Below are 23,143 nucleotides of genomic sequence, written 5' to 3' on the forward strand. Positions count from 1 at the left end.
TGGTGTCCCGGAGTGTTAGCCAAGGGTGAATCCTGACTGTGCCTATCCTCGATCCCAACCTGACCGTCACCGTCATTCTGCTGGTGGCCTTTTCCATCGTGCTGGACGTCATCGGCCAGCTCTGTTTCAAGCTCGGCCTGGACCGTTTGCCGGAACTCGAAGGCGGGTTTCGGCTGAACGCATTCTGGGGCCAGGTGTTTAACGCACCGCTGCTGTGGGGTGGGATCGGCGCCTATGCGCTGGAGTTTTTCGTCTGGCTCGAAGCCTTGTCCCGCGCGCCGCTCAGCCTGCTATTTCCCGCCGGGGCCCTGGCCTATTGCGGCGTGGTGTTGGCCGGTAAAGTCGTGCTCGGTGAAACCGTCAGCCGCCGACGCTGGCTCGCAACGCTGTTGATTACGCTGGGCGTGATGCTGGTGTGTGCCGGTCATGCGTGATCCTGAATCGATGGACTGGCTGCACGGGCGACTGGGCACGATGGTGCTGTGGGCGCTGCTGATTATTCTGGAAAGTGCCGGGCAGATCGCGACCAAAGTCGGCGGCGATCAAATCGGCCAGATGAGCTTTACCCTGCACTGGTTGCAGTCCGTGATCGTCGACCCCGGCGTGTTGTTTGCGGTGGGTTGCGGCATCGGCGCGTTCTTTGTGTGGATGCTGATCTTGCGCCGCAGCAGTTTGTCCCTGGCGTTCCCCCTGAGTTCGCTGGTGTTTGTGGGGGTGTTGCTGGGGTCGTGGTTGTGGCTGGGTGAGCAGATCAGCGTGCTGCACTGGATGGGGGTGGCGGTGATTATTGGCGGGATAGCGTTGTTGGCCGAGGGTGAACAAACGTAGATCTTCGCTGAATTCAAGGACGCCTTCGCGAGCAAGCCCGCTCCCACAGGGGAATTGTGGTGAAGGCACAATGTGTGAACACCTCAAATCAATTGTGGGAGCGGGCTTGCTCGCGAAGACGGCGGGTCAGTCAACAATAATGTTGAATGGGAAATGGCCTTCGCGAGCAGGCTCGCTCCCACAGGGAATGCGGTGTTCTCAGTCAGTCAAATTTATAGGCCACCGCCGCCTGCACTTCCCCCTGATCCTGTTGCCCGATCTGTTTAACGATGCTGCTGTCCGCCGCCGAACCCGTGAGGTGAATCCAACTGGCACTGGTCAACAGCGACCAATGGGTGGCCAGCGGAAATTCAAAGCTCTGGGTCAACGCGACGTTCTGCAAACCGCCCCCGGCGTTGTAGCGAGCAATACCCGAAGCCTGGGACTCTGAACCACTCACCCCAAAAAACGCCTGATTCTGCTGCGCATCGGCAAAGTGCGCGGTCAGGTTACTGCTGCCAATCACCCCGCCTCCCAGTGGATAACCCACCTCGCCGCCCACGCGCCCGACCACGCCATCCGGCCCGCCGACCGCCTCGCCAACAGACGCAAACACCCGCCAGAAATCAGCCGGGGCGTACTGCACGAACCCACCGACGACGCCCATGTCCGGCACATCGTGCAAGCCCTGCAAATTGCCATTGGCGGTGCGCCCGGGCAGGTAATTCAAAAACGGCCCGGCGCTGAAGCCGTTGGTTTTCAACGCGCTCCAGGTCAGCCCGTCGTCGGTGCTGAGGCTGACATCGCCCCAGTCCAGATCGAAGTACGGCACCGGCCGGACTTCATGGCGGCTACCGGTCGGGTCGTGAGGCTGATAGCTCAGCCCCGCACCCGCCTCACCGGTAATGCCATCGGCCAGGACATTGGCCGACAAACACGTCAGCGCCGCAAACAGAGCAACGGTAATCCTCGACATGAGGCCTTTCCTTAACAAGATATGCGCGCATCAATCCTCTTTTAGCCTGCCCTGCGCAAGCACTCATGTTGTTTGTAGCAACCTACAAAAATTGTAGCTTCGTCGACACATATACCCGCCAGAACCCCATGAATACGGGGCCAAACCCGATTGGCACAGTCCCTGCTCTACCCCTTTGGCAAGCGCAGACAGCGCGCCCTGCCCAATAGGTAATGAGATGAATGATTGGCATATCGTGTGTGATTTCGACGGGACCATCACCCGCACCGACGTGATCGACAGCATCCTCCAACGCTTCGCCGACCCGAGCTGGGAAGCGATCGAAAACGAGTGGCTGCAAGGCGACATCGGTTCCCGTGAATGCCTCAGCCGCCAGCTCTCGCTGGTCAAGGCTACGCCGACCGAATTGCTCGCGTTTTTCGACACGATCGAAATCGACCCGGACTTCCCCGACTTCGTCGATCACGTGATTGGCCTCGGTGCCAGCCTCGAGGTGGTCAGCGACGGCATCGAGCAAGGCATTGCGCGGATCCTCGCGCGCCACTACGTGACCCTGCTGCCGATCCTCGCCAACCGCTTGCGCCAACTCGGCCACGAAAGCTGGCGCATCGACTTCCCGTATTCCAGCGACGCCTGCCGCGCCGCGTCCGGCAATTGCAAATGCAAGTCCACGCCCAAGGGCAAACGGGTGCTGGTGATCGGCGACGGCCAGTCGGACATGTGCGTGGCCGCCACCGCCGATTTCGTGTTCGCCAAGGATCGCCTGGCCGAGCACTGCGAGCGCAGCGGCATCGCCTATGCGCGCTTCGACAGCTTCGCCGAACTCCCGGCCCTGCTGGCCAGATTGCCTGCCGCCAGTGCCGCCAACGCCACCCCTTTCAACGTCGAAACACAGGAACTCTTCCATCATGTCTGATATTCGAATCGCGACCGCCGAAGACCGGATCCTTCTGGATAAAGAAGCCAAATATTGCTCCTACGGCGACACCGTTCACTACATCGACCCGCCGCGTATCTTCAGCCGCTGCGAAGGCTCGTACGTGTGGGACACCGAAGACCAGGCCTACCTCGACCTGCAAATGTGGTACTCGGCGGTCAACTTCGGCTACGCCAATCCGCGCCTGAACAACGCGCTGAAACAGCAGATCGACACCCTGCCGCAGATCGCCAGCCAGTACCTGCACAAAGGCAAGATCGAGCTCTCGGAAATGATCGCGGTCGATGCGAAGAACAAGTTCGGCCTCGACGGTCGCGTGCACTTCAACGTTGGCGGTTCGCAGTCGATCGAGGACTCGTTGAAGGTCGTGCGCAACGCTACCAACGGCAAAAGCCTGATGTTCGCCTTCGAAGGCGGTTACCACGGCCGCACCCTCGGCGCGTCGTCGATCACCTCCAGCTACCGCTATCGCCGCCGCTACGGCCACTTCGGCGAGCGTGCCAATTTCATCCCGTTCCCATACCACTTCCGTGGCCCGAAAGGCATGACCAAGGAAGAATACGGCAGCCATTGCGTGCAGCAATTCGCCCGTCTGTTCGAGACTGAATACAACGGCGTCTGGGACCCGAAAGTCGGCCAGAGCGAATACGCCGCGTTCTACGTCGAGCCGATCCAGGGCACCGGCGGCTACGTGATTCCGCCGATGAACTTCTACAGCGAACTCAAGCATGTGCTGGATCAGCACGGCATCCTGATGGTGGTCGATGAAATCCAGATGGGGTTCTGGCGCACCGGCAAGCTGTGGTCGATCGAGCACTTCGACGTCAAACCGGACGTGATCGTCTTCGGCAAGGCCTTGACCAACGGCCTCAATCCGCTGGGCGGTATCTGGGCCAAGGAAGAACTGATCAACCCGAAAATCTTCCCGCCGGGTTCGACTCACTCCACGTTTGCCTCCAACCCGTTGGGCACGGCCGTGGGCCTGGAAATGTTCAAGATGACCAGCGAAGTCGATTACGGCGCGATGGTCATGGCCAAGGGCAAATACTTCCTCGAAGGCCTGAAAGACTTGCAGAAACGCTACCCGATCATCGGCGACGTCGATGGCTTGGGCCTGGCCCTGCGCTGCGAAATCTGCGGCCCGGACGGCTTCACGCCGGACAAGGCCACCCTGGATTTCATGGTCGACGAAGGCATGAAGGGCGACATCGAAATCGACGGTAAACGCCTGGGCCTGATCCTCGACGTGGGCGGCTACTACAAGAACGTGATCACCCTGGCACCGTCGCTGGAAATCAGCTACCCGGAAATCGACCTGGGTATCGCCCTCCTCGACCGCTTGCTGCACCGGGCGATGAAAAGATGATGCACGATGAGATCGACATGGGCGAAGGCAGCGCCGGTTTCGTTCTCGGCTCGGGCGAGGTCGCGGTGTTGTTGATCCACGGCCTCACCGGCACCCCGACGGAACTCCGTCGGGTGGCCATGGGCCTGGCGAAAGCCGGGCACACGGTCTACGTGCCGACCCTGGCCGGGCACTGCGGCGGCAACGCCGACCTGCAAGCCACCGGTTGGCGCGACTGGTACGAAAGCGCACGCAACACCTTCGTCGGCGTACGCCGTAAACACGAGCACGTGTTCGTCGGCGGCTTGTCCATGGGCGCGGTGCTGTCGATGTATTTGGCGGCCGAACATCCGGGGCAGATTGAAGGTTTGCTGCTGTATTCGACGACCCTGCGCTACGACGGCTGGAGCATCAACAAACTGGCATTCCTCACGCCATTGCTGATGCGAATTCCGTTTGGCGTGCATCTTTGCAGCTTCGAAGAAAAACCGCCTTACGGCATCAAGAATGAACGCCTGCGCGCCATCGTCGAACGCCAGATGAAGGAAGGCGAAAGCAGCGCCGCCGGTTTGCTGACCATGGAAGGCGTCACCGTGCGCGAACTGCATCGCCTCAACGCGGTGGTGAAAAAATGCATGCCGTCGATCACCACCCAAGCGCTGGTGCTGCACTCCATCGAAGACGACATCACCAGCCGCTGGAACGCCGATTACGTCGAACGCAAGCTCGGCGGGCCGGTGGTCAAGGTGTTGCTGGACGACTGCTATCACATGATCACCGTCGACCTGCAATACCGCCGGGTAATTGAACTGAGCGTGGACTTTATCCAGCAACGTTTCATCCAACAGCGAATCACGGCGCCCCCGTTGCGCCGGGAATATCGGCAACTGGCCTGAGCCCGTAGCGAACCCGGTTGCAGACGGGTCGCCACCGGCGGGGCAATGTCGGCTACTGTAGTGAACCAGGACTCACAATTTCTCCCGCCATGGCTTTCGACAAGCGAAACCCGATGACCAAACACCGTCCCGCCAACGCCCGCCCCTTCGCCCTCTCCGGCTGGAGCCTGCAACGCAAACTGGTCCTGGCCTTCTGGCTGGTCAGCGTGATCCCGACCATGATCGCTGCGGAACTGGCGGCCACCACGCTGTCGCAGATTTTCGACAGCAACGTGCGCATCTGGCTGCAGGAATCGACCAAGATCGTCGAGGACGAAATCAGCGAAATCCTGCGGGACAACGCCCGGGCCGCGCAGTTGTTTTTGCGCTACACCCAGCCTCCTGTCGATAAGGCCTCGGTGCGCCACGACCGGTTGACCACCGACATCGCCGACTCCATGGGCATCGACGTGGTCGCCCTGGTGCGCAACAGCGATCACAAAGTGGTGTTCAGCACCGCCGCCGATGACATCGTGCGGCAGATCAGCACCGCGCCCAAAGCGGTGATGCAAACCTTGCAAATCGGCGGTGTCGCCACTGGCACCGTGGTCTCGACCTTCGAGACGGAACAGAACGGCGTCGATTACAAGCTGGTGATCGCCACCTACCTCGACAACAGCTTCCTGACCAGCGTCTCCGACGTGCACTCGCTGGACCTGCGTTTGTACCTGGCCAAGGGCGATGACTTTTCGGAGATTTTCTCCAGTCAGCGTTTCGAGGATCACCCGGCGGCGGTGCCGGAAAAAATCGAACAGATCCTGCGCACCACCAAGCAGCCGACCGAACAATTCACCAGTCGCTACAGCGGCATCTACCGACCGATCCTCAATGAAAACGGCGAGCTTCAAGGCGTAATTTTCAGCGGTTTGTTGCGCCACACCAGCCTGGTGGGGCTGGTGAATCAGAGCAACCTGTTCATCCTGATCTTCCTGCTCAGCTCAGCCGCTTCCCTCGGTGTGGGCTGGCTGGTGTCGCAACGCCTGACCCAACCGTTGCGCGGCTTGTCCAACGGCGTGCAAGCGGTGATTGCCGGGGATTATCGCCAACGCTTGCCGGTCACTGGTGGCGATGAATTGGCGGAACTGAGCAGCACGTTCAACCACATGAGCGAACGCCTCGGCGAGTTGCAACACCTGGAATCGCAACTGCGCCGCCGCGACCGTTTGCACGCACTGGGCGAAGTTGCCATGGGCCTGGCCCACGAAATCCGCAACCCGCTGGGCATCATCAAGACCGCCACCCAATTGCTGCATCGCCGCGCGGATTTGCCCGAAACCGACAAGCGACATCTGGAATACGTGGTCAGCGAAGTCAGCCGCATCAACGACCTGATCACCGATTTCCTCGACTTCGCCAAGCCCAGCGCACCGCTGCGCTCGACCCAACCGGCGCGACCGTTGGTGGATGAGCTGGTCGGGTTTTGCGCCCCGGAACTGGCCAGCCATAACATCGAGGTGCACATTGACGATCAGGCGCCGGGCGCGACCCTGTACGCCGATGCGCGCCAGCTCAAGCAGGCCGGGCTGAACCTGATCGTCAACGCCATCGACGCCATGCCCGACGGCGGCCACCTGACCCTGGGCATCAACCGCGACACCGCGCACACCATCATCAGCGTGGCGGACACCGGCCAGGGCATCGAACCGGACATGCTCGAACGGATCTTTACCCCGTTCGTCACCACCAAGGCGTCCGGCACCGGGCTCGGTCTGGCCAAGGTGTTTTCGATCATGGAAAACCATGACGGGCACATCGAATGCACCAGTGAAAAAGATGCCGGCGCTACGTTCAGCCTGTACATTCCGACCCATGGCGACGACATCGACGAGGCAAGCGATGACACATAACGTACTGGTGGTCGACGACGAGCCCAAGCTCTGCGACCTGCTGGCATCGGCCCTGAGTCAGAACGGCATCAGCGTGTTCACCGCCGGCAATGGCCTGCACGCGCTCAAAGTGCTGGAGTGCGAGGACATCGACCTGGTGATCAGCGACTGGCGCATGCCCGGCATGGACGGCCCGCAATTGCTCGCGGAAATCAAAAGCCGTTTCCCGCAGTTGCCGGTGATCGTCATGACCGCCTACAGCACGGTAAAAAACGCCGTGCAGTCGATGCGCAACGGCGCGTTCGACTACATCGCCAAGCCGTTCGACATCGACGAACTGGACATCACCGTCAGCAAGGCCCTGCAATTTCGCGACATCCTCAAAGACAACCAGCGCATGCGCGCCGAACTCGACGAACACCAGCAAATCGACAGCCTGGTGGGCGACAGCCCGAGTTTCCGCCGGGTGCTGCACGCCATCGACTCGGTGCGCGAAAGCAACGCGACGATTCTGCTGACCGGCGAAAGTGGCACCGGCAAGGAAATGGTCGCCCGGGCCATCCACAAACACGGTAACCGCGCCGACAAACCGTTCGTGGCGGTGAACTGCGCGGCGATCCCCGAAGGCTTGCTGGAAAGCGAAATGTTCGGCCATCGCAAAGGCGCGTTTACCGGCGCCGTGGCGGATCGGATCGGGCGGTTTCAGCAGGCCGACAAGGGCACATTATTTCTGGATGAGATCGGCGAAATGCCGTTGGCCTTGCAGGCGAAGATCTTGCGCGCGTTGCAGGAGCGAGTGATCGAGCCGGTGGGCGATCCGCGCGAGCGCAAGGTGGATGTGCGAGTGATCGCCGCCACCAATAAAAACCTGCTGGATGCGGTGGCGAACAAAGAGTTTCGCGAAGACCTGTATTACCGCCTCAACGTGTTCCCGATCCCGCTGCCGGCCCTGCGCGAACGGGTCGAAGACATCGCCCCGCTGGCCCGGCATTTTGCTAATACCCTGGGCGCTGCGGCGGGCAAACGCTTCAGCGGTTTCAGCGCGGAGGCGTTGCAGGCGATGGCCAATTATTCGTGGCCGGGGAATATTCGCGAACTGCAGAACTGCGTGGAACGCGCGACGATTGTCGCGAGTGGGTCGGTGATTGAAGAGGATGATTTGCCGGCCTATCTGTTCGCCTCACGGCCCGCCGACAGTGGCGTGCTGATTGAACACAACGGCGTGCCGGCGGACCTGGAAGCGGCGCTGGCGGAAGTCGAAAAAGCCTACATTCTGGCGGCGCTGCAACAGAGCAATGGCGTGCAGGCTGCGGCGGCGCAACTGATCGGGATCTCCGAGCGCAGCTTCTGGTATCGGCTGAAGAAACTGGGGATTCATGTGGACAAAATCGTCCGCTAAGCCCCCCGCTGATCGTCCCACGCTCTGCGTGGGAACGATCATCAAAAGCCGCGGCGTTACTGCCCGTAAACCTTCTGCAACTGCGTCTGGCTCATGGCGTCTTCAAACGGCACCGGCACTGACTTCACCGCCCCATAGAGATTGCGATAGCGCCAATAACTGCCGTTGTTGGCCAATTGATAACCCCGCTCGACCACCCGTTGGCCATCGAGTACATAACGCAAGGTTTCCTGGGCCGCCGCCGGCGGTGTCGGCTGCATCAGGTCGGTGGCCAACACACGCATGGACTCGTCGATGCATTCATCGAGCACCGCCGTGACCTTGGCCAGATCAAGGGCGCCGTCATCGATGCATTGGCTGCCGCAACGGCGGATCGGTTGACTGGCCACTTCGATGCGCATGCGATACAACGCCGAACCGGCAATGTCCTGAACCTGCACCTGATTGATCAGTACAAAACTGCCGCGATCAGGGCCGAGCAGCAATTGGGGTTCGATCAACAAACGAGCGGTGACCTGGCCCTCGCCCTGCTTGAGCCCGGCCACCTGCGACGCCTGTTGATAGCGCTGTTGCAGGCGCTCCTGCAACGGCACGCCGGCGAGCAAGTCAGCCATCGGCCGCGCCTCGTTGAGCGCGGTTTTTTCCGCATCGCGCTGCAACGTGCCGCTGCCCATTTGCGTACTGATCACGCTGGCCACCAGCAAGCCGGCAAGCCCCGCCGTGTTGCCCGAGCTCGCCACCAGGTTATAACTCGACGTCGCCGCCCGCTGGGCAGCCTTGGCATCAATCACCGTGCTGGCGCCGACAAACGCCGGCGGCAATTGCACATCGACCTTAAGCCCGTGGGCCAGGACGTAGGGCAGGGCTCCCTGATCCTTGAAACCGGGTTCGGGACCCGGTTTTTGCGCACAACCGGCCAGCATCAGCAACGCCAGCGCAGCGGTCGCCACGCCTGGACGTTTCATTGGGCGAACGGGGTGATCATTTGCTGACGGCTATTGTCCATGGCCTGATAGAAGGCGTTGGACAGGTTGGTGTAAGTCGGCTCATCCCACTCGCCCTGGGCGGCTTGTACCGCAGCGAAGGGTTGGAACCACAGCAGTTTGTTGTCGGCCAGGTCGACCACCATGCCCTGCCCGGACACTTGGGCCATCGGTACGCTGGTCGGCACGATGCTGTAGTAGCTGCGGGTAGCACCGGTGGCGAAGACGTTGACCAACAGCAGACGATCAACACCGTAAGCCGCTTTGATTGGCGTCAAGTCGCGGGCCGTATAGCCCTCACGGAAACTGGCTTCCTTGTACTTCTGCAGATCGACCGGTTCGTCAATGCGCTTGGCCTTGTAGCCCTTGGCCTGCAATTTGGCGACGATGGCATCCGGCAAGGTGTTGAGGTCGCGGGTTTGCCATCTTTCAACGGTGTCGCTGAGCTTGCTGTTGATGCCGCGATTGATGGCGTAGTCGAGAATCCCCTGGTTACCGGTCAACGCCAGCATCGGCTCTGGCAGCACGGTGATTGCCACGCCGATGGTCGGCTCTTTGGCATCCCAGAATTGTTGGTCCAGCGCTACGGGAGGTTGAACGTGGGCGCAGCCGGTGAGGGTCAGACAGGCCAATAATGTGATGGCGGCCCAGGTGCGTAGAGCGTGAAAGTTCATGGATCAAGTCCCTATGATTGAAAACGATGCTGCCTTTATCGGCAGCAATCGTATCAACGGTAGTGGCACATTGATATTTTTTTGTCACATACCTCTGGCTGGCGCTGAAATCAGTTCACCTTCCCGCCCTTGGCCTCACTCATGATCTGCCGGATCGCCCCGACAAACGTTTCCACCGGTTGCCCGCCCGTCACGGCGTACTGGCCGTTGAACACCACCGTCGGCACCGAACTCACGCCCCGGGACAGCCACAACTGCTCTTCCTCTTTCACTTCCCTGACGTATTCATCCGACGCCAGAATCGCCTCGGCGCGCTGCCGATCCAGTCCTACGCTCTCGGCGATCTGCGCCAGTTGGGCGGGATCGGACGGGTTACCGCCCTCCGTGAAATACGCCTTGAACAGCGCCTCTTTCAGGTTGAACTGCAACCCTTCCAGCCCGGCCCAGTACAGCAAGCGGTGGGCGTCGAAGGTGTTGTAGATGCGGCTGCTGCCGTCGGTGCGAAAGGCAAACCCGACCTCGGCACCGCGGGCGCGGATCATCTCGCGGTTTTTCTGCGATTGCTCCGCAGTGGAGCCGTACTTTTCGCTGATGTGTTCGGTGATGTTCTGACCGTCGGGGCCCATGTTCGGGTTCAGTTCGAACGGCTGGAAACGGATCTCGGCCTGGACCTCGTCACCCAACAGGTCCAGCGCCTTGGTCAGGCCATACAGGCCGACGACGCACCAGGGGCAGGACACGTCGCTGACAAAATCGATTTTCAGGGAGTTACTCATCGCATACCTCACAGGCTGAATCGGGCTGCAAAAGCTGAACGATACACCTGACGGGGCTGGGGTTGCAGCAGATCCCTGCGGCCACCGAAAACCCCCTGTGGGAGCGGGCTTGCTCGCGAAGAGGGAGTGTCAGCCGACATTAATGCAGCTGACCCACCGCCTTCGCGAGCAAGCCCGCTCCCACAGTTGGATTGGGGTGTTACAGGAGGTTCGGCGACGCCACCGGCTCAATCTGCGCCCAATGCGAGGTGTCTTCGCGGTGGGACTGCAAGTACGGCAACACCGCCGCCAGCAGCGGTGCCTTGAAGGCTTCCTGGAACCGATGGGCCATGCCCGGGATCAGCTTCAACTGACTGCCGCGAATGTGCGCCGCCAGGTGCACGCCGTGCATCACCGGCAACAACGGATCCGCCGTGCCGTGCACCACCAGCGTCGGCACGCGCAATTGGTTGAGCAGCGCCACCCGGCTCGGCTCGGCGAGGATCGCCATGATCTGGCGCTTCACGCCTTCGGGGTTGAACGCGCGGTCATACGACGCCGCGGCCTGTTGCAGCAGCACTTGCCGATCATCACTCACGGTTGGGCTGCTCAGGGCCGCGAGCAAATCGGCTTGCTGCTCCAGCGCCACTTCGCGATTCGGCGCGCCCCGGCGCGACAGCAATTGCACCAGCGCCGCACTCGGCGCCGGCAAGCCCTCGGCCCCGGAACTGGTCATGATCAACGTCAGGCTCTCGACCCGCTGCGGCGCCATGGCCGCCATGTGCTGGGCGATCATCCCGCCCATGCTCGCGCCCAACACGTGGAATTGCTCGATGTGCAAGGCGTCCATCAGTCCGAGCGCGTCTTCTGACATGTCGGTAAGGGTATAAGGTGCTGCAACCGGCAAGCCGAGTTTGTAGCGCAACACTTCAAAGGCCAGGTTGGCGTTTTCCGGCGTCTGGCGCCAAGTGGACAACCCCACGTCACGGTTGTCATAGCGAATCACGCGAAAGCCCTGCTGACACAAGGCCACCACCACCTCGTCCGGCCAGTGGATCAACTGCCCGCCCAGGCCCATCACCAGCAACAACGCGGGATCGGACGCACGACCAATGCTCTGGTACGCCAGGCTTACCTGATCCAGATCGACATGTTCAGTCGCCACGTTGACATCGCAACGGCTCGCCGCGAAGGAAGGCAGGCTTAAAAGCAGCGCCGCCAGAAAGAAAAATACACGCATTAAAAACACCGAAACGCAGAACCCCAGTAGAGCGCGAGTCTGATGAAGTTTGTTCAAGCGCGCTGCCACAGTTGCGTGACAGTTTGATGAAGATTGCCGAGTGGTCATTTTTGAGACCGCGTTATCGTTCATTCGCGAGCAAGCCCGCTCCCACATTCGACCGCACTCCCCTTGAAGAAACGCGATCACCTGTGGGAGCGGGCTTGCTCGCGAAGGCGCCCGACCAGGCGCCGCAGGACTTTAAGCCAACTGACTGCGCAACTGCCGCGCCGCCGCCACCATGTTCACCAACGCCGCCTCAGTCTCCGGCCAGGCGCGAGTCTTCAAGCCGCAGTCCGGGTTGACCCACAGGCGCTCAGCCGGAATGCGCTTCACCGCTTTGCTCATCAACTTGACCATCTCGGCCGTGTCCGGCACCCGTGGCGAGTGGATGTCATACACGCCGGGGCCGATGTCGTTCGGGTAGTCGAAGGCTTCGAAGGCCTCGAGCAATTCCATGTCCGAGCGCGAGGTTTCGATGGTGATCACGTCGGCGTCCATGGCCGCGATGGATTCGATCACGTCGTTGAATTCGCTGTAGCACATGTGGGTGTGGATCTGGGTTTCGTCGCGCACGCCGGACGCGGTGAGGCGGAAGGCTTCCACGGCCCAGTCGAGGTATTCCTGCCATTGCGCCCGGCGCAGGGGCAAGCCTTCGCGGAACGCGGCTTCGTCGATCTGCACGATTTTGATCCCGGCGTTTTCCAGGTCCGTCACTTCGTCGCGCAGGGCCAGGGCCAGTTGCTGCGCCTGGATTTTGCGCGACACGTCTTCGCGCGGGAACGACCACATCAGCATGGTCACGGGACCGGTAAGCATGCCTTTCATGACCTTGTCGGTCAGGCTTTGCGCGTAGGTGATCCAGTCGACAGTCATGGCGTTCGGGCGGCTCAGGTCGCCGTAGATGATCGCCGGTTTCACACAGCGCGAACCGTAGCTCTGGACCCAACCAAAACGGGTGAACAGGTAGCCGTCCAGTTGTTCGGCGAAGTACTCGACCATGTCGTTGCGCTCGGCTTCACCGTGCACCAGCACGTCCAGGCCCAGGCGTTCCTGGACTTGCACCGCGTGGCGGATTTCGCTGTGCATGGCGTCGGTGTAATCGTTGGCCGACAACTTGCCTTGCTTGAAGGACTGACGCGCCAGACGGATCGAACCGGTCTGCGGGAACGAGCCGATGGTGGTGGTCGGGAACGCCGGCAATTGCAGGCGCGCCCGTTGTTGCTCGATGCGTTTGGCGAACGGCGAATGACGTTGACTGTCCTTGGCGCCGACGGCGTTGATGCGGGCCTGGACCTCGGCTTTATGGATGCGCGGCGATTGCGCGCGGCTGGCCTGGATCGCCCGGCTTTCAGCCAACGCGGCTTGCACTTTCGGTGATTGCGGATCGTTGAGCGCATCGCGCAGCACGGCGATTTCACCGCACTTCTGCACGGCGAAGGCCAGCCAGGATTTCAGCTCCGGGTCGAGTTTGTCTTCGCGCTCAAGGTCCACCGGGCTGTGCAGCAACGAGCAGGAACTGCTGACCCACAGGTTGTCGCCAAAGCGCTCTTGCGCCGGTTGCAGTTGCGCTAGCACCTGCTCCAACTCGCAACGCCAGACGTTACGACCGTTGACCAGGCCCACCGAGAGAACCTTGTAGGTCGGCAAGCGATCCAGCACCTGGCCGAGTTGATCCGGCGCACGCACCGCGTCGATATGCAGACCTTGCACCGGCAGGCTGACGGCCAGGCCGAGGTTGTCTTCCAGGCCGCTGAAGTACGTGGCTACCAGTTTGCGCAGCGGCGAGTATTGCAGGATGTGGTAGGCGCGTTCGAACGCATTTTTCCAGGCTTGCGGCAGGTCGAGGGTCAGGATTGGTTCGTCAATCTGCACCCATTCCACGCCTTGCTCGGCGAGGCGGCCGAGGATTTCGTTGTAGACCGGCAACAGGCGTTCGAGCAGTTCGAGTTTGTCGAAGTCGTTGCCTTTGGCCTTGCCCAACCACAGGTAAGTCAGCGGGCCGATGATCACCGGTTTGACGTTGTGGCCCAGGGCCTTGGCTTCGGCGACTTCGTCAAACAGCTGTTCCCAGCTCAGTTTGAATGGTTGGTCAGCGCTGAATTCCGGGACCAGGTAGTGGTAGTTGGTGTCGAACCACTTGGTCAGCTCTTGGGCGTATTGCGCTTTAGTGTGTTCACCGCCGCAGCAGGCAGTGGTCGCGCCACGGGCCATGGCGAACAGGGTGTCGAGGGTCGGCTGGCCGCTGGCATCCAGGGTGCTGTCGAAACGCTCGGGCACCACGCCGAAGGCCAGGGAATGGCTCAGCACCTGGTCGTACCAGGCGAAGTCGCCAACCGGCAGCAAATCGATGCCGGCGTCTTTCTGCAATTGCCAGTGAGTGGCGCGCAATTGGCGGCCGACGGCTTTCAACGCGTTCTGATCGAGATCGCCCTTCCAGTAGGATTCGAGGGCTTTTTTCAGTTCGCGGTCAGCGCCGATACGTGGGAAACCGAGTGTGTGGGCCAGAGCCATGGTGAGTTGCTTCCTATAAAAGAGGGTGTGAAAACATGGCGCTATTGTCGACACCCAAGCCAACATGAGACAAACTCAACCTTTTCGTGTTGATCACAAGTTTTCCTCATGGAGCCCCCGGTGCTTGAAATACGTCACTTGAAGACCCTGCACGCCTTGCGCGAAGCCGATAGCCTGGTGGATGCGGCCGACCGCCTGCACCTGACGCAGTCCGCCCTTTCCCACCAGTTCAAGGAGCTTGAGGAACGGCTGGGGATGCCGTTGTTCGTGCGCAAGACCAAACCGGTGCGTTTCACCAGCGCCGGTTTGCGCCTGCTGCAACTGGCCGATGCGACCCTGCCGCTGCTGCGCGGCGCCGAGCGCGATATCGCGCGGCTGGCCGGTGGCACCGCCGGGCGTTTACACATGGCGATCGAGTGCCACAGCTGCTTCCAGTGGTTGATGCCGACCATCGACCAGTTCCGCGATGCGTGGCCGGAAGTCGAACTCGACCTGGCCTCGGGCTTTTCCTTCGCCCCACTGCCGGCCCTGGCCCGGGGTGATCTGGATTTGGTGGTGACCTCCGATCCGCTGGAACTGGCCGGGATCACCTACGTGCCGCTGTTCACTTATGAGGCGATGCTGGCGGTGGCCAATCAGCACCGCTTGGCGAACAAGGCGTACATCGTGCCGGAAGACTTGCTGACGGAAACCTTGATCACCTACCCGGTGGAGCGGGATCGGCTGGACATCTTCACCCGTTTCCTCGAACCGGCCGACGTCGAACCGGCCCAGGTCCGTACGTCGGAACTGACGGTGATGATGATGCAATTGGTGGCCAGCGGACGCGGCGTGTGCGGCATGCCCCACTGGGCGCTGCATGAATACAGCTCACGGGGTTATGTGAAGGCCAAGCGGCTGGGGGAAAAAGGGCTGTTTGCGACGCTGTACGCCGGGATTCGCGCGGACATGCTGGATGCACCGTATATGCGCGATTTCCTGCTGACGGCCAAGGACACATCGTTCTCGACCCTCGACGGGGTTAGCGCGGTTCGCTGACTAAAAGCGGAAATCAAAAGATCGCAGCCTCGTTTCACTCGACAGCTCCTACAGGGTTTTGCGTACACCTGTAGGAGCTGTCGAGTGAAACGAGGCTGCGATCTTTAAATCTCACGCCACATGTGGATTTTGTCGAAGTAATCCTCGCCGACCCGCACGGCCAAAGGCTCCAGCCCGAACTGGATAAAGCCGCAGCGCTGATACAGCTTGAACGCGGCATCGTTGCCGGCAGTGACGGTCAACTGGATCAGCTTCAGGCCCGGATGGTTTTGCGCTTCAGTCAACGCCGCTTGCACCAACTCAAACCCCAGCCCGCACTGGCGGACATTGCCCGACACGTACATGCCAAACAGCGTCGCCTTGTGCCGGGCCTTTTCCCGGGGTTCGAAGGCCAGGCCAACGATGCCCGACAACTGGCCTTCCACGAACGCCCCAAACACCACATCGAGTTTGCTGGTCAACCGCGATTCCCACCAACCCAGCGGCATCACGGCACGTTCGCGCACGCTGGAGGTGAATGCTTGCGGGTGCCGGTCGTAGGCTTCGAGCATCAGTTCTCGATAGTCCAGCGCATGGCTGGCATCCAGGCGTTCGATCCACATGGTCACGCCGTCCTGCGTTGTTCAAGCATCAGCCGCACCGCCAATGCCGACAGCACGAAGCCCATAAAATAACGCTGCACCGCCAGCCAGGTCGGGTTGCTGACGAACCACGACGCGATGCCGGCGGCGAACAGCGCAATCAGCAGGTTGACGCAGAAACTCACGCTGATCTGGGTCACGCCGAGGATGAGACTCTGGGTAAACACCGAACCATGTTCCGGGCTGATGAATTGCGGAAACACCGACAGGTAGAACACCGCGATCTTCGGGTTCAAAGCGCTGGTCAGAAACCCCATGGTGATCAGTTTGCGCGATGAATCCGGCGGCAACTGCTGGGCCTCGAATGGCGAGCGCGCGCCGGGTTTGACCGCTTGCCAGGCCAGCCACACCAGGTACAGCGCACCGGCCCATTTCAGTATTTCGTAGGCCATTGGCACCGCCAAAAACACTGCGGTCAAACCGGCCGCGGCGGCGAACAAATGCACGAAGAACCCCGCCACCACGCCGAGCAACGAGGTCACCCCGGCCTTGCGCCCCTGGCAGATCGAACGGGAGATCAGGTAAATCATGTTCGGCCCCGGCGTCAGTACCATCAGCAACGCGGCGGCGGCGAAGATCAGCAAGTCTTGAAGCGGAATCATGGGGCAGTCCTGGGTCCGGTTTTAATCAGGCGATCGTGGTCAGCGAGGCTCGATAAAACGGCAGGATCACGTCCCGTGTCAATGGCGCCAGCGTGAGATGGCCGTCGGTGGCCGGGTCGATCCAACGCACTTCTTCGATCTCCGCCGCGGGATGGACGTCTGAATCGATGCTCAGCAGAAAGAGTTCGGCCTGGACGATGAAACCGGGCTCGTTGGCGGCCGGTGCCGAGAACTGGCCCAGATACGCGGTTTGCGCCGGATCGATAAACAGGTTCAGTTCTTCTTCCAGTTCGCGGGCCAGGGCGCGGACCGGTTGCTCATGGGCTTCGATCTTGCCGCCCGGTTGCATGAAGGCTTCGGTGCCGCGTTTGCGGACCAGCAGGGTGCGGCCGTCGGGGCCGATCAGCAGGGCGGCGGCGATGTGGATGATGCGCGGTGGCGTGGACATGGGTCTGGATTGGCCTCGGTAAAAAGGCCATAAGAATAACCTGTGGGAGCGGGCTTGCTCGCGAAAGCAGTGTGTCAGTCAAAATTTATGTCGACTGACACACCGCTTTCGCGAGCAAGCCCGCTCCCACGGGGATTGCGGTGTTTTTTACGAGGTTTCGCGCTCCAATAGCGCTTCGACTTCCTCAGGGATTTTCACGAAGACGCTGTACTTGGCGCCTTCCATGGTTTCAAACGCGATCAACTTGTCCACCAACGGGCCATTCAGCACCTTGCCAGCATTGAGCAGCAGCATGCCGTTGTCGGCATTGAGGTTGCGCGCCAGGATCATGCCCGCCGCCAGGTCGCGGGTGGTCAGCACTTTGACCGACGGATCGGCCAGGGTCACGTCGCTGAGGTACGCGGCGCAGACCTGAATGAAATCCTCCACCAGTTCGGGATCGTACAGCCGCCCGGCGTAGCTGCGGATATACACCAGTGCTTCGTCACTGTTCATCTGCCGTTCGAGGATCAGCCCGCGCTGCAACTCGATAAAGTCCACCGCCAGTTTCAGCAACCGCGAACCAAACGGAATCGCCTCACCCTTGAGCCGGTCCGGGAAGCCGCTGCCGTCCCAGCGTTCCTGATGGTGCAGGATCAGGCGGGCAGCGTCTTTCATCGGGTCGAGGGTCATCAGCAGCGACTCGCTCTGCTTCGGATACTCGCGATAACGGTCGCGATCGATGTGATGGAGCATGTCCGACGGCGTGATCATCATGCTGTCGGTCCAGCTCAGCTTACCGATGTTGTAGAGCGCGGCGGCCATGGTCAGGTCGCGGCTGGTGCCCTCGTCCAGCCCGTGGAGTTTGCAGTACACCCGCACCAGCTCGATGATCTGGCGGTTGGTCTGCTTGGCCGGCGGCAAGCGCAGATTGGCCAGCAACGAGAACACCTCGGTGCCGGTGACGTAGCTGTGTTTGAGCTCCTCGTAGGCCAGGTCAAGCATGTCAGCGGTCTGTTGCAGCTCGGAAGTGCGCGCCGCGACGTGTTTTTCCAGAGTGCTATTGAGGGTTTTCAGCTGATCGTTCTGCTGGCGGGTCAATTGCACCAGGCGTCGGCGTTCACTTTCGGAATGATGATGCTCCAGGGCCTGGCGCAGGGTCAGTTGCAGCTCCTCGTCGTTCCAGGGTTTGCTGATGTAACGGTGGATCTGTCCGTCGTTGATCGCCTTGATGATCGTCGGCAGGTCCGCGTAGCCAGTGAGCAGGATGCGCGTGGTCGCCGGGTAGAGCTGATGAATGTGGGCCAGCAACGTGGCGCCATCCATATTGGGCATGCGCGCGTCGCTCATCACCAGATCGATGGGCTGTTGCGCCATGATTTCCAGGGCTTGGGCCCCACTGGTGGCCAACAACACGTCGTAAGGCTGGCCGCGCAACAGACGACGCAGGCTGCTGAGGATTGATTCCTCGTCGTCGACCAGCAACACCTTGGGTTTATCGGTCAAAGTCGTAGGGAGTTGCTCTTCCATGGCGTCACCTCGAGTGAAACGGGTCTGCGTTGTGGCAGGGCGACGACAAACATCCACGCTTGCCGGAGCCTGATCTACAGGCTAGATGATTTTCAGACACCGCCTGCAACTGATTCATTCCATGCGCCCGAGCGAACTCCAGACAAGGGGCTATGCTCAGGTCACTCGGACCACATTCTGTGACCGTTCGGCCAGGTGATCAGGGAAAGGATGCCCCTATGAACAGACCGTTTCGAATCGCTGTCGCCCCGGGCGCCTGCCTATGAATGCGCTGATTGCACGGGCCAACCGACGCATTCTCATCGTCGACGATACGGCTTCGATCCATCAGGACTTCGCGAAGATCCTCAGCCCTCAGACCATTCAGGACGACGACCTGGACAGCACCGAAAGGGCGCTTTTCGGATCGACGGCAGCTATCACGTTGCAAAGCTTTATCCTCGAATCCGCGTTTCAGGGCCTTGAAGCCTTGAACAAGGTCGAAACGGCGCTGGCCAACGACATGCCCTACGCCATGGCCTTCATCGACATGCGTATGCCACCGGGCTGGGACGGACTGGAAACCATCGAACGGCTGTGGCAGATCGATCCCAAGCTGCAAGTGGCGCTGTGCACGGCGTATTCCGACTACTCCTGGGAAGACATCGACGAACGCCTGGAGCTGGGCGATCGCCTGCTGATCCTGAAAAAACCCTTCGATGCCATCGAAATCCGCCAGATGGCCAGCGCGCTCACGGCCAAATGGCAAATGACCGAAGACGCAGCGCTGAAAATGTCCCTGCTCGAACAAGCGGTGGAAGAACGCACGTTGGAGCTGTCCGACGCCAACATCATCGTGCAGAACAGCCCGACGATTCTGTATCGCCTTCGCGGCGAGCCGTCGTTTCCGCTGATGTATATCTCGCACAACATCACCAAATACGGGCACGTCGCGGCCAAACTGGTGGCGTCGGCCAATTGGTCCAAGGAGCTGATTCACCCGGATGACCTGTCGAAAGTCGACGACGCCATGGAGCGGGTACTGGACCGCCATGCCCAGGGCGCTTCCATCGAGTTTCGCCTGCGCACCGGTGACGGGGCCTGGCGCTGGGTGGAAAACCGCTACATCCCGGTGCGTGACGCCGAAGGCCGCTTGCTGGAAGTCGAAGGCATCATCCTCGACATCACTGAACGCCGGCTCGCCGAAGAGAAAATCGCCTTGCTGGCCCGCACCGACGGGCTGACCGGGCTGGCCAACCGCGCGACCCTGATCGAACGGTTGCACCAGGCGTTCGCGGCCAATCGTCGGGGCGCCACCGCGTTCGCGATTTTTTACCTGGACCTGGACCACTTCAAGCGCATCAACGACACCCTCGGCCACCCGGTGGGGGACCTGTTGTTGCAGGAAGTCGCCCGGCGGATCAAGGCCTGCGTGCGCGAAAACGATGTGGTCGCGCGCCTGGGCGGTGACGAGTTCGCGATCTTGCAACTCGATGTCAGCGACCCGACCCAGTCCGCGGCGCTGGCGGCCAAGGTGCGCGATTCGCTGGTGCTGCCCTACTCCCTGAACGGTAACGATGTGCGGGCCTCGGTCAGCATCGGCATCAGCAGTTGCACCCCGGACATCCTCAGCGCCGACAGCCTGCTGACCCAGGCCGACATGGCGCTCTATCGCTCCAAGGAACAGGGCCGCAACCAGTACCACTTCCATTCCGAGGAGATCAATCAGGAAGTGGTCGAGCGCATGACCATCGCCAGCGACCTGAAAACCGCGATCGATAACGAAGAGCTCGAACTGCATTACTGGCCGGAAGTGGACCTGAGCACCGGCAAGATCCTCGGCATGGAAGCCCAGGTCACCTGGAACCACCCGACCCGCGGGATCCTCGAAGGCCCGTCGTTCCTGCCGGCCGCGGAAAAAACCGGGACCATCGTCGCCCTCGGCCACTGGGTGCTGGACCAGGCCTGCCGGCAGATGCGCCAGTGGCGTGACGAAGACATGGCGCCGCCGGTGATTGCGATCAAGCTGTCCCTGGCCCAGCTCAAGAGCGGTCCCGAGCTGATTTATGACGTGCTGCGCACCACCGCGCGCTGGGAACTGTGCCCCTGGGACCTGCGTTTCGACGTCACCGAAGCAACCCTGGCCCAAACCAAATGGACCCACAACGATGTGCTGCCGCGCCTGCGGGAGCTAGGCGTGAAGATCGCCATCGACGACTTCGGCACCGAATATTCTTCGTTCGACTACCTCAAGACCTATCAGGTCAATCACCTGAAACTCGCCCAGGCTTTCATTGACACAGCCGCCCAGGACCCGGCGAGCGCGAACACGTTGCGGGCGATTATTAATTTTGCCCGTGACGTAGGGATCGGAATCATTGCCGAAGGTGTCGAAACCCAGGAGCAACGCAGTTCGCTGATGGCTACGGGTTCGCCGATGAACGCCCAAGGGTATTTCTTCAGCAAAGCGGTCAGCAGCCAACAAGCCGCCGAACTGCTGAAAGCCGGGAGCATCGTGCCCTCGGGCAGCGAAACCGGCCCGATCCCGGGCAACCCGCCTCGCTCCACGGAGGATAACGGATGAAGACACCCTTCGTGCGGACCAACCGGCGCATCCTGATCATCGACGACACGCCGTCGATCCATCTGGATTTCCGCAAAATCCTCGACCCCGACGCGGAAGAGGAACAGAGCCTGGCCGGCACCGAAGAAGCGCTGTTCGGCACGTTGCAACCGGACCGTCTGACCTTTCAGCTCGACTCCGCGTATCAGGGCCAGGAAGCCCTGGAACTGGTCAAGCGCGCCCGGGCCGAAGGTCGCCCCTACGCCCTGGCGTTCACCGACATGCGCATGCCACCGGGCTGGGACGGTCTGGAAACCATTGAAGAGCTGTGGAAGGCCGATCCCAGCCTGCAAATCGCCTTGTGCACGGCGTATTCGGATTACAGCTGGGAAGCCATGGCCGAGCGCCTCGAATTCGGCGATCAGCTATTGGTGTTGAAAAAACCCTTCGACAGCCTGGAAATCCGCCAAATGGCCAGTGCCCTGACCTGGAAATGGCAGATGGCCCAGGACGCGGCGATGAAAGTGCTGAGCCTGGAGCAGACCATCGAAGCCCGGGTGCATGAGTTGCTGAAGGTGTCGCACCTGTTGCAGTACGACGTCCTCACCGAATTGCCCAACAGCACATTGCTCGGCGATCGCCTGAATCAGTCCCTGGCCTTGTCCCGACGCCATGACAAACAACTGGCGGTGATGTTTCTCGGGCTGGACCGCTTCAAGCGCATCAACAATGCCCTGGGGCATCCGGCCGGCGACGAGATGCTCAAACGGGTCGGGCAGAGTCTGGTGTCCACGGTGCGCGAATCCGACTCGGTGTTTCGCTACGGCTCCGACGAGTTCGTGGTGATCCTCGCCGATGTGCGGCACCCGCAGCAGACCAAGGGCATCGCCGAAAAACTCTTGAATGCCATCCGTGCGCCGCAACACATTGCCGGCCACGACTTGAGCGTGACCGCCAGCCTGGGGATCAGCATCTATCCCGAGGACGGCCTCGACGCCATCGTGCTGATCAAGAAAGCCGAAACCGCGATGCGCAACGTCAAGGAAAACGGCCCGAACGATTTCAGCTTTTTCATCGATGAAATGAACCAGCGCGCCCGAGAGCAGCAGAGCATTGAGTCAGGGATTCGCCTGGCCCTGGAGCGCAATGAGTTCGTGCTCCATTACCAACCGAAAATGGACCTGACCAGCGGCCAGGTGGTCGGCGCCGAAGCGTTGATCCGCTGGAAAAAGCCGGGACAGGGCTGGGTCTATCCCTCGGATTTCATCGCGGTGGCCGAAGACAGCGGTTTGATTGTGCCGTTGACCAAATGGGTGATGGCCCAGGCCTGTCGCCAGGCGTGTATCTGGAAGAGCGCCGGGTTACCGAAAATCTGCATCTCCGTGAACGTGTCGGCCATCGATTTCCGGCAGCGGGACTTTGTCGAGAGCATCGAGCAGATCCTCAAGCAGACCGGGATGGAGCCAACGTTGCTGGAACTGGAAATCACCGAAGGGGTGTTGATGCAGAACGTCGACACCACCGTGACCGCCCTGAACCGGATCAAGGCCTTGGGCGTGCGCCTGTCCATCGATGACTTCGGCACCGGATATTCCAGCCTGAGTTACCTGCGCCGGTTTCCTATCGATGTGCTGAAAATCGACCAGTCATTCATTCGCGGCTTGAGCCGTGACAGCAGCGACGCCGCGCTGGTCAGCGCCATCATCAGCCTGGGCAAGAGCCTGAAGCTGACCGTCATCGCTGAAGGGATAGAAACCCTCGAACAACTGGACTTCCTCAAGGCCCACCACTGCGAGGAAGGCCAGGGTTATTACTTCAGCAAAGCCGTGGCACCGGATGCTTTTGCCCATTATTTGATGTCCGTGAAGCCCCTGCCCTCAGCCCAGACATGAGCGACGCGCACCGACACGCAGGCCAACCGCCAAGGAATCAT

The 23,143-nt window shown here is 60.9% G+C and carries 20 protein-coding genes; 10 read left to right on the forward strand and 10 right to left on the reverse strand.

The features are described from left to right. The first annotated feature begins 59 nt into the window (after positions 1-59). Both HB680_RS10345 and HB680_RS10350 read left to right on the forward strand, forming a co-directional pair. On the forward strand, positions 60-434 hold the full coding sequence (locus tag HB680_RS10345; RefSeq protein WP_213938610.1) for a transporter: 375 nt from the start codon (positions 60-62) through the stop codon (positions 432-434). Continuing rightward, on the forward strand, positions 427-828 hold the full coding sequence (locus tag HB680_RS10350) for an EamA family transporter (RefSeq protein WP_213938370.1): 402 nt from the start codon (positions 427-429) through the stop codon (positions 826-828). Before HB680_RS10345 ends, HB680_RS10350 begins: the two co-directional genes overlap by 8 nt. Positions 829-1,030: 202 nt before the next feature. On the opposite strand, the gene HB680_RS10355 is transcribed toward HB680_RS10350, so the two are convergent. Beyond that, complete coding sequence (locus tag HB680_RS10355) at positions 1,031-1,783, reverse strand: MipA/OmpV family protein (protein WP_213938371.1); 753 nt, start codon at positions 1,781-1,783, stop codon at positions 1,031-1,033. 217 nt (positions 1,784-2,000) lie between these two features. Here HB680_RS10355 and HB680_RS10360 point away from each other — a divergent pair, with 217 nt between their 5' ends. The 5 genes from HB680_RS10360 (at position 2,001) to HB680_RS10380 (ending at position 8,225) form a co-directional block, all read left to right on the forward strand. Continuing rightward, the gene (locus tag HB680_RS10360; protein ID WP_213938372.1) at positions 2,001-2,699 is read left to right on the forward strand and encodes an HAD-IB family phosphatase; all 699 of its coding nucleotides are present in this window, start codon (positions 2,001-2,003) and stop codon (positions 2,697-2,699) included. Then, positions 2,692-4,086, forward strand: coding sequence for an aminotransferase class III-fold pyridoxal phosphate-dependent enzyme (locus tag HB680_RS10365; RefSeq protein ID WP_213938373.1), 1,395 nt, complete (start codon positions 2,692-2,694; stop codon positions 4,084-4,086). The genes HB680_RS10360 and HB680_RS10365 overlap by 8 nt, the downstream gene beginning before the upstream one ends. Next, positions 4,083-4,961, forward strand: a complete 879-nt coding sequence (locus HB680_RS10370; protein ID WP_213938374.1) for an alpha/beta fold hydrolase — start codon at positions 4,083-4,085, stop codon at positions 4,959-4,961. The genes HB680_RS10365 and HB680_RS10370 overlap by 4 nt, the downstream gene beginning before the upstream one ends. A 113-nt stretch (positions 4,962-5,074) precedes the next feature. Further along, a complete protein-coding gene (locus HB680_RS10375; protein ID WP_213938375.1) occupies positions 5,075-6,847 on the forward strand; it encodes an ATP-binding protein in 1,773 nt (590 codons plus the stop codon). Beyond that, positions 6,837-8,225 carry a sigma-54 dependent transcriptional regulator gene (locus HB680_RS10380; RefSeq protein WP_213938376.1) on the forward strand — a complete coding sequence of 463 codons (1,389 nt, stop codon included), beginning with the start codon at positions 6,837-6,839 and terminating at the stop codon, positions 8,223-8,225. The genes HB680_RS10375 and HB680_RS10380 overlap by 11 nt, the downstream gene beginning before the upstream one ends. Positions 8,226-8,281: 56 nt before the next feature. Here HB680_RS10380 and HB680_RS10385 read toward each other — a convergent pair whose 3' ends face one another. The 5 genes from HB680_RS10385 to metE all read right to left on the reverse strand — a co-directional run bounded on the left by HB680_RS10385 (position 8,282) and on the right by metE (position 14,430). Further along, positions 8,282-9,190 (reverse strand): hypothetical protein, encoded by a 909-nt coding sequence (locus HB680_RS10385; RefSeq protein WP_213938377.1) that lies wholly within the window; start codon positions 9,188-9,190, stop codon positions 8,282-8,284. Next, positions 9,187-9,882: a hypothetical protein gene (locus HB680_RS10390; protein ID WP_213938378.1), complete on the reverse strand. Its 696-nt coding sequence runs from the start codon at positions 9,880-9,882 to the stop codon at positions 9,187-9,189. Before HB680_RS10390 ends, HB680_RS10385 begins: the two co-directional genes overlap by 4 nt. Positions 9,883-9,992: 110 nt before the next feature. Further along, positions 9,993-10,658: a DsbA family oxidoreductase gene (locus tag HB680_RS10395; RefSeq protein WP_213938379.1), complete on the reverse strand. Its 666-nt coding sequence runs from the start codon at positions 10,656-10,658 to the stop codon at positions 9,993-9,995. 199 nt (positions 10,659-10,857) lie between these two features. Beyond that, positions 10,858-11,877: an alpha/beta hydrolase gene (locus HB680_RS10400; protein WP_213938380.1), complete on the reverse strand. Its 1,020-nt coding sequence runs from the start codon at positions 11,875-11,877 to the stop codon at positions 10,858-10,860. Positions 11,878-12,117: 240 nt separating this feature from the next. Further along, complete coding sequence (gene metE, locus HB680_RS10405) at positions 12,118-14,430, reverse strand: 5-methyltetrahydropteroyltriglutamate--homocysteine S-methyltransferase (protein WP_213938381.1); 2,313 nt, start codon at positions 14,428-14,430, stop codon at positions 12,118-12,120. A gap of 120 nt (positions 14,431-14,550) precedes the next feature. Here metE and metR point away from each other — a divergent pair, with 120 nt between their 5' ends. After that, the gene (gene metR, locus HB680_RS10410; RefSeq protein ID WP_213938382.1) at positions 14,551-15,468 is read left to right on the forward strand and encodes a transcriptional regulator MetR; all 918 of its coding nucleotides are present in this window, start codon (positions 14,551-14,553) and stop codon (positions 15,466-15,468) included. A 104-nt stretch (positions 15,469-15,572) separates the two neighbouring features. Here the strand turns inward: metR and HB680_RS10415 are convergent, their stop codons facing one another. From HB680_RS10415 to HB680_RS10430, 4 genes are all read right to left on the reverse strand, one after another. Continuing rightward, positions 15,573-16,070 (reverse strand): GNAT family N-acetyltransferase, encoded by a 498-nt coding sequence (locus HB680_RS10415; RefSeq protein ID WP_213938383.1) that lies wholly within the window; start codon positions 16,068-16,070, stop codon positions 15,573-15,575. A gap of 2 nt (positions 16,071-16,072) precedes the next feature. Next, positions 16,073-16,711 (reverse strand): LysE family translocator, encoded by a 639-nt coding sequence (locus tag HB680_RS10420; RefSeq protein ID WP_213938384.1) that lies wholly within the window; start codon positions 16,709-16,711, stop codon positions 16,073-16,075. Between the two features lie 25 nt (positions 16,712-16,736). After that, entirely contained in the window at positions 16,737-17,159 is a 423-nt protein-coding gene (locus tag HB680_RS10425) for an NUDIX domain-containing protein (RefSeq protein WP_213938385.1), read from the reverse strand. Positions 17,160-17,306: 147 nt separating this feature from the next. Further along, entirely contained in the window at positions 17,307-18,668 is a 1,362-nt protein-coding gene (locus HB680_RS10430) for an HD domain-containing phosphohydrolase (RefSeq protein WP_213938386.1), read from the reverse strand. Between the two features lie 262 nt (positions 18,669-18,930). Here HB680_RS10430 and HB680_RS10435 point away from each other — a divergent pair, with 262 nt between their 5' ends. Both HB680_RS10435 and HB680_RS10440 read left to right on the forward strand, forming a co-directional pair. Beyond that, positions 18,931-21,231: an EAL domain-containing protein gene (locus HB680_RS10435; protein WP_256735499.1), complete on the forward strand. Its 2,301-nt coding sequence runs from the start codon at positions 18,931-18,933 to the stop codon at positions 21,229-21,231. Continuing rightward, positions 21,228-23,102 (forward strand): EAL domain-containing protein, encoded by a 1,875-nt coding sequence (locus tag HB680_RS10440; RefSeq protein ID WP_213938387.1) that lies wholly within the window; start codon positions 21,228-21,230, stop codon positions 23,100-23,102. Before HB680_RS10435 ends, HB680_RS10440 begins: the two co-directional genes overlap by 4 nt. Positions 23,103-23,143: the final 41 nt, after the last annotated feature.

Origin of the sequence: Pseudomonas sp. dw_612, assembly GCF_018449725.1 — a bacterium.
In the GTDB taxonomy this organism is placed as follows: domain Bacteria; phylum Pseudomonadota; class Gammaproteobacteria; order Pseudomonadales; family Pseudomonadaceae; genus Aquipseudomonas.

Bases quoted from the DNA above. Each gene is read 5' to 3' on its own strand.
- HB680_RS10400 (WP_213938380.1), bottom strand. From the start codon at position 11,877: ATGCGTGTATTTTTCTTTCTGGCGGCGCTGCTTTTAAGCCTGCCTTCC.
- HB680_RS10380 (WP_213938376.1), top strand. From the start codon at position 6,837: ATGACACATAACGTACTGGTGGTCGACGACGAGCCCAAGCTCTGCGAC.
- HB680_RS10385 (WP_213938377.1), bottom strand. From the start codon at position 9,190: ATGAAACGTCCAGGCGTGGCGACCGCTGCGCTGGCGTTGCTGATGCTG.
- HB680_RS10365 (WP_213938373.1), top strand. From the start codon at position 2,692: ATGTCTGATATTCGAATCGCGACCGCCGAAGACCGGATCCTTCTGGAT.
- HB680_RS10360 (WP_213938372.1), top strand. From the start codon at position 2,001: ATGAATGATTGGCATATCGTGTGTGATTTCGACGGGACCATCACCCGC.
- HB680_RS10425 (WP_213938385.1), bottom strand. From the start codon at position 17,159: ATGTCCACGCCACCGCGCATCATCCACATCGCCGCCGCCCTGCTGATC.
- HB680_RS10370 (WP_213938374.1), top strand. From the start codon at position 4,083: ATGATGCACGATGAGATCGACATGGGCGAAGGCAGCGCCGGTTTCGTT.
- HB680_RS10420 (WP_213938384.1), bottom strand. From the start codon at position 16,711: ATGATTCCGCTTCAAGACTTGCTGATCTTCGCCGCCGCCGCGTTGCTG.
- HB680_RS10355 (WP_213938371.1), bottom strand. From the start codon at position 1,783: ATGTCGAGGATTACCGTTGCTCTGTTTGCGGCGCTGACGTGTTTGTCG.
- HB680_RS10435 (WP_256735499.1), top strand. From the start codon at position 18,931: ATGAATGCGCTGATTGCACGGGCCAACCGACGCATTCTCATCGTCGAC.
- HB680_RS10430 (WP_213938386.1), bottom strand. From the start codon at position 18,668: ATGGAAGAGCAACTCCCTACGACTTTGACCGATAAACCCAAGGTGTTG.
- HB680_RS10415 (WP_213938383.1), bottom strand. From the start codon at position 16,070: ATGTGGATCGAACGCCTGGATGCCAGCCATGCGCTGGACTATCGAGAA.
- HB680_RS10350 (WP_213938370.1), top strand. From the start codon at position 427: ATGCGTGATCCTGAATCGATGGACTGGCTGCACGGGCGACTGGGCACG.
- HB680_RS10375 (WP_213938375.1), top strand. From the start codon at position 5,075: ATGACCAAACACCGTCCCGCCAACGCCCGCCCCTTCGCCCTCTCCGGC.
- metE (WP_213938381.1), bottom strand. From the start codon at position 14,430: ATGGCTCTGGCCCACACACTCGGTTTCCCACGTATCGGCGCTGACCGC.
- HB680_RS10440 (WP_213938387.1), top strand. From the start codon at position 21,228: ATGAAGACACCCTTCGTGCGGACCAACCGGCGCATCCTGATCATCGAC.
- HB680_RS10390 (WP_213938378.1), bottom strand. From the start codon at position 9,882: ATGAACTTTCACGCTCTACGCACCTGGGCCGCCATCACATTATTGGCC.
- HB680_RS10395 (WP_213938379.1), bottom strand. From the start codon at position 10,658: ATGAGTAACTCCCTGAAAATCGATTTTGTCAGCGACGTGTCCTGCCCC.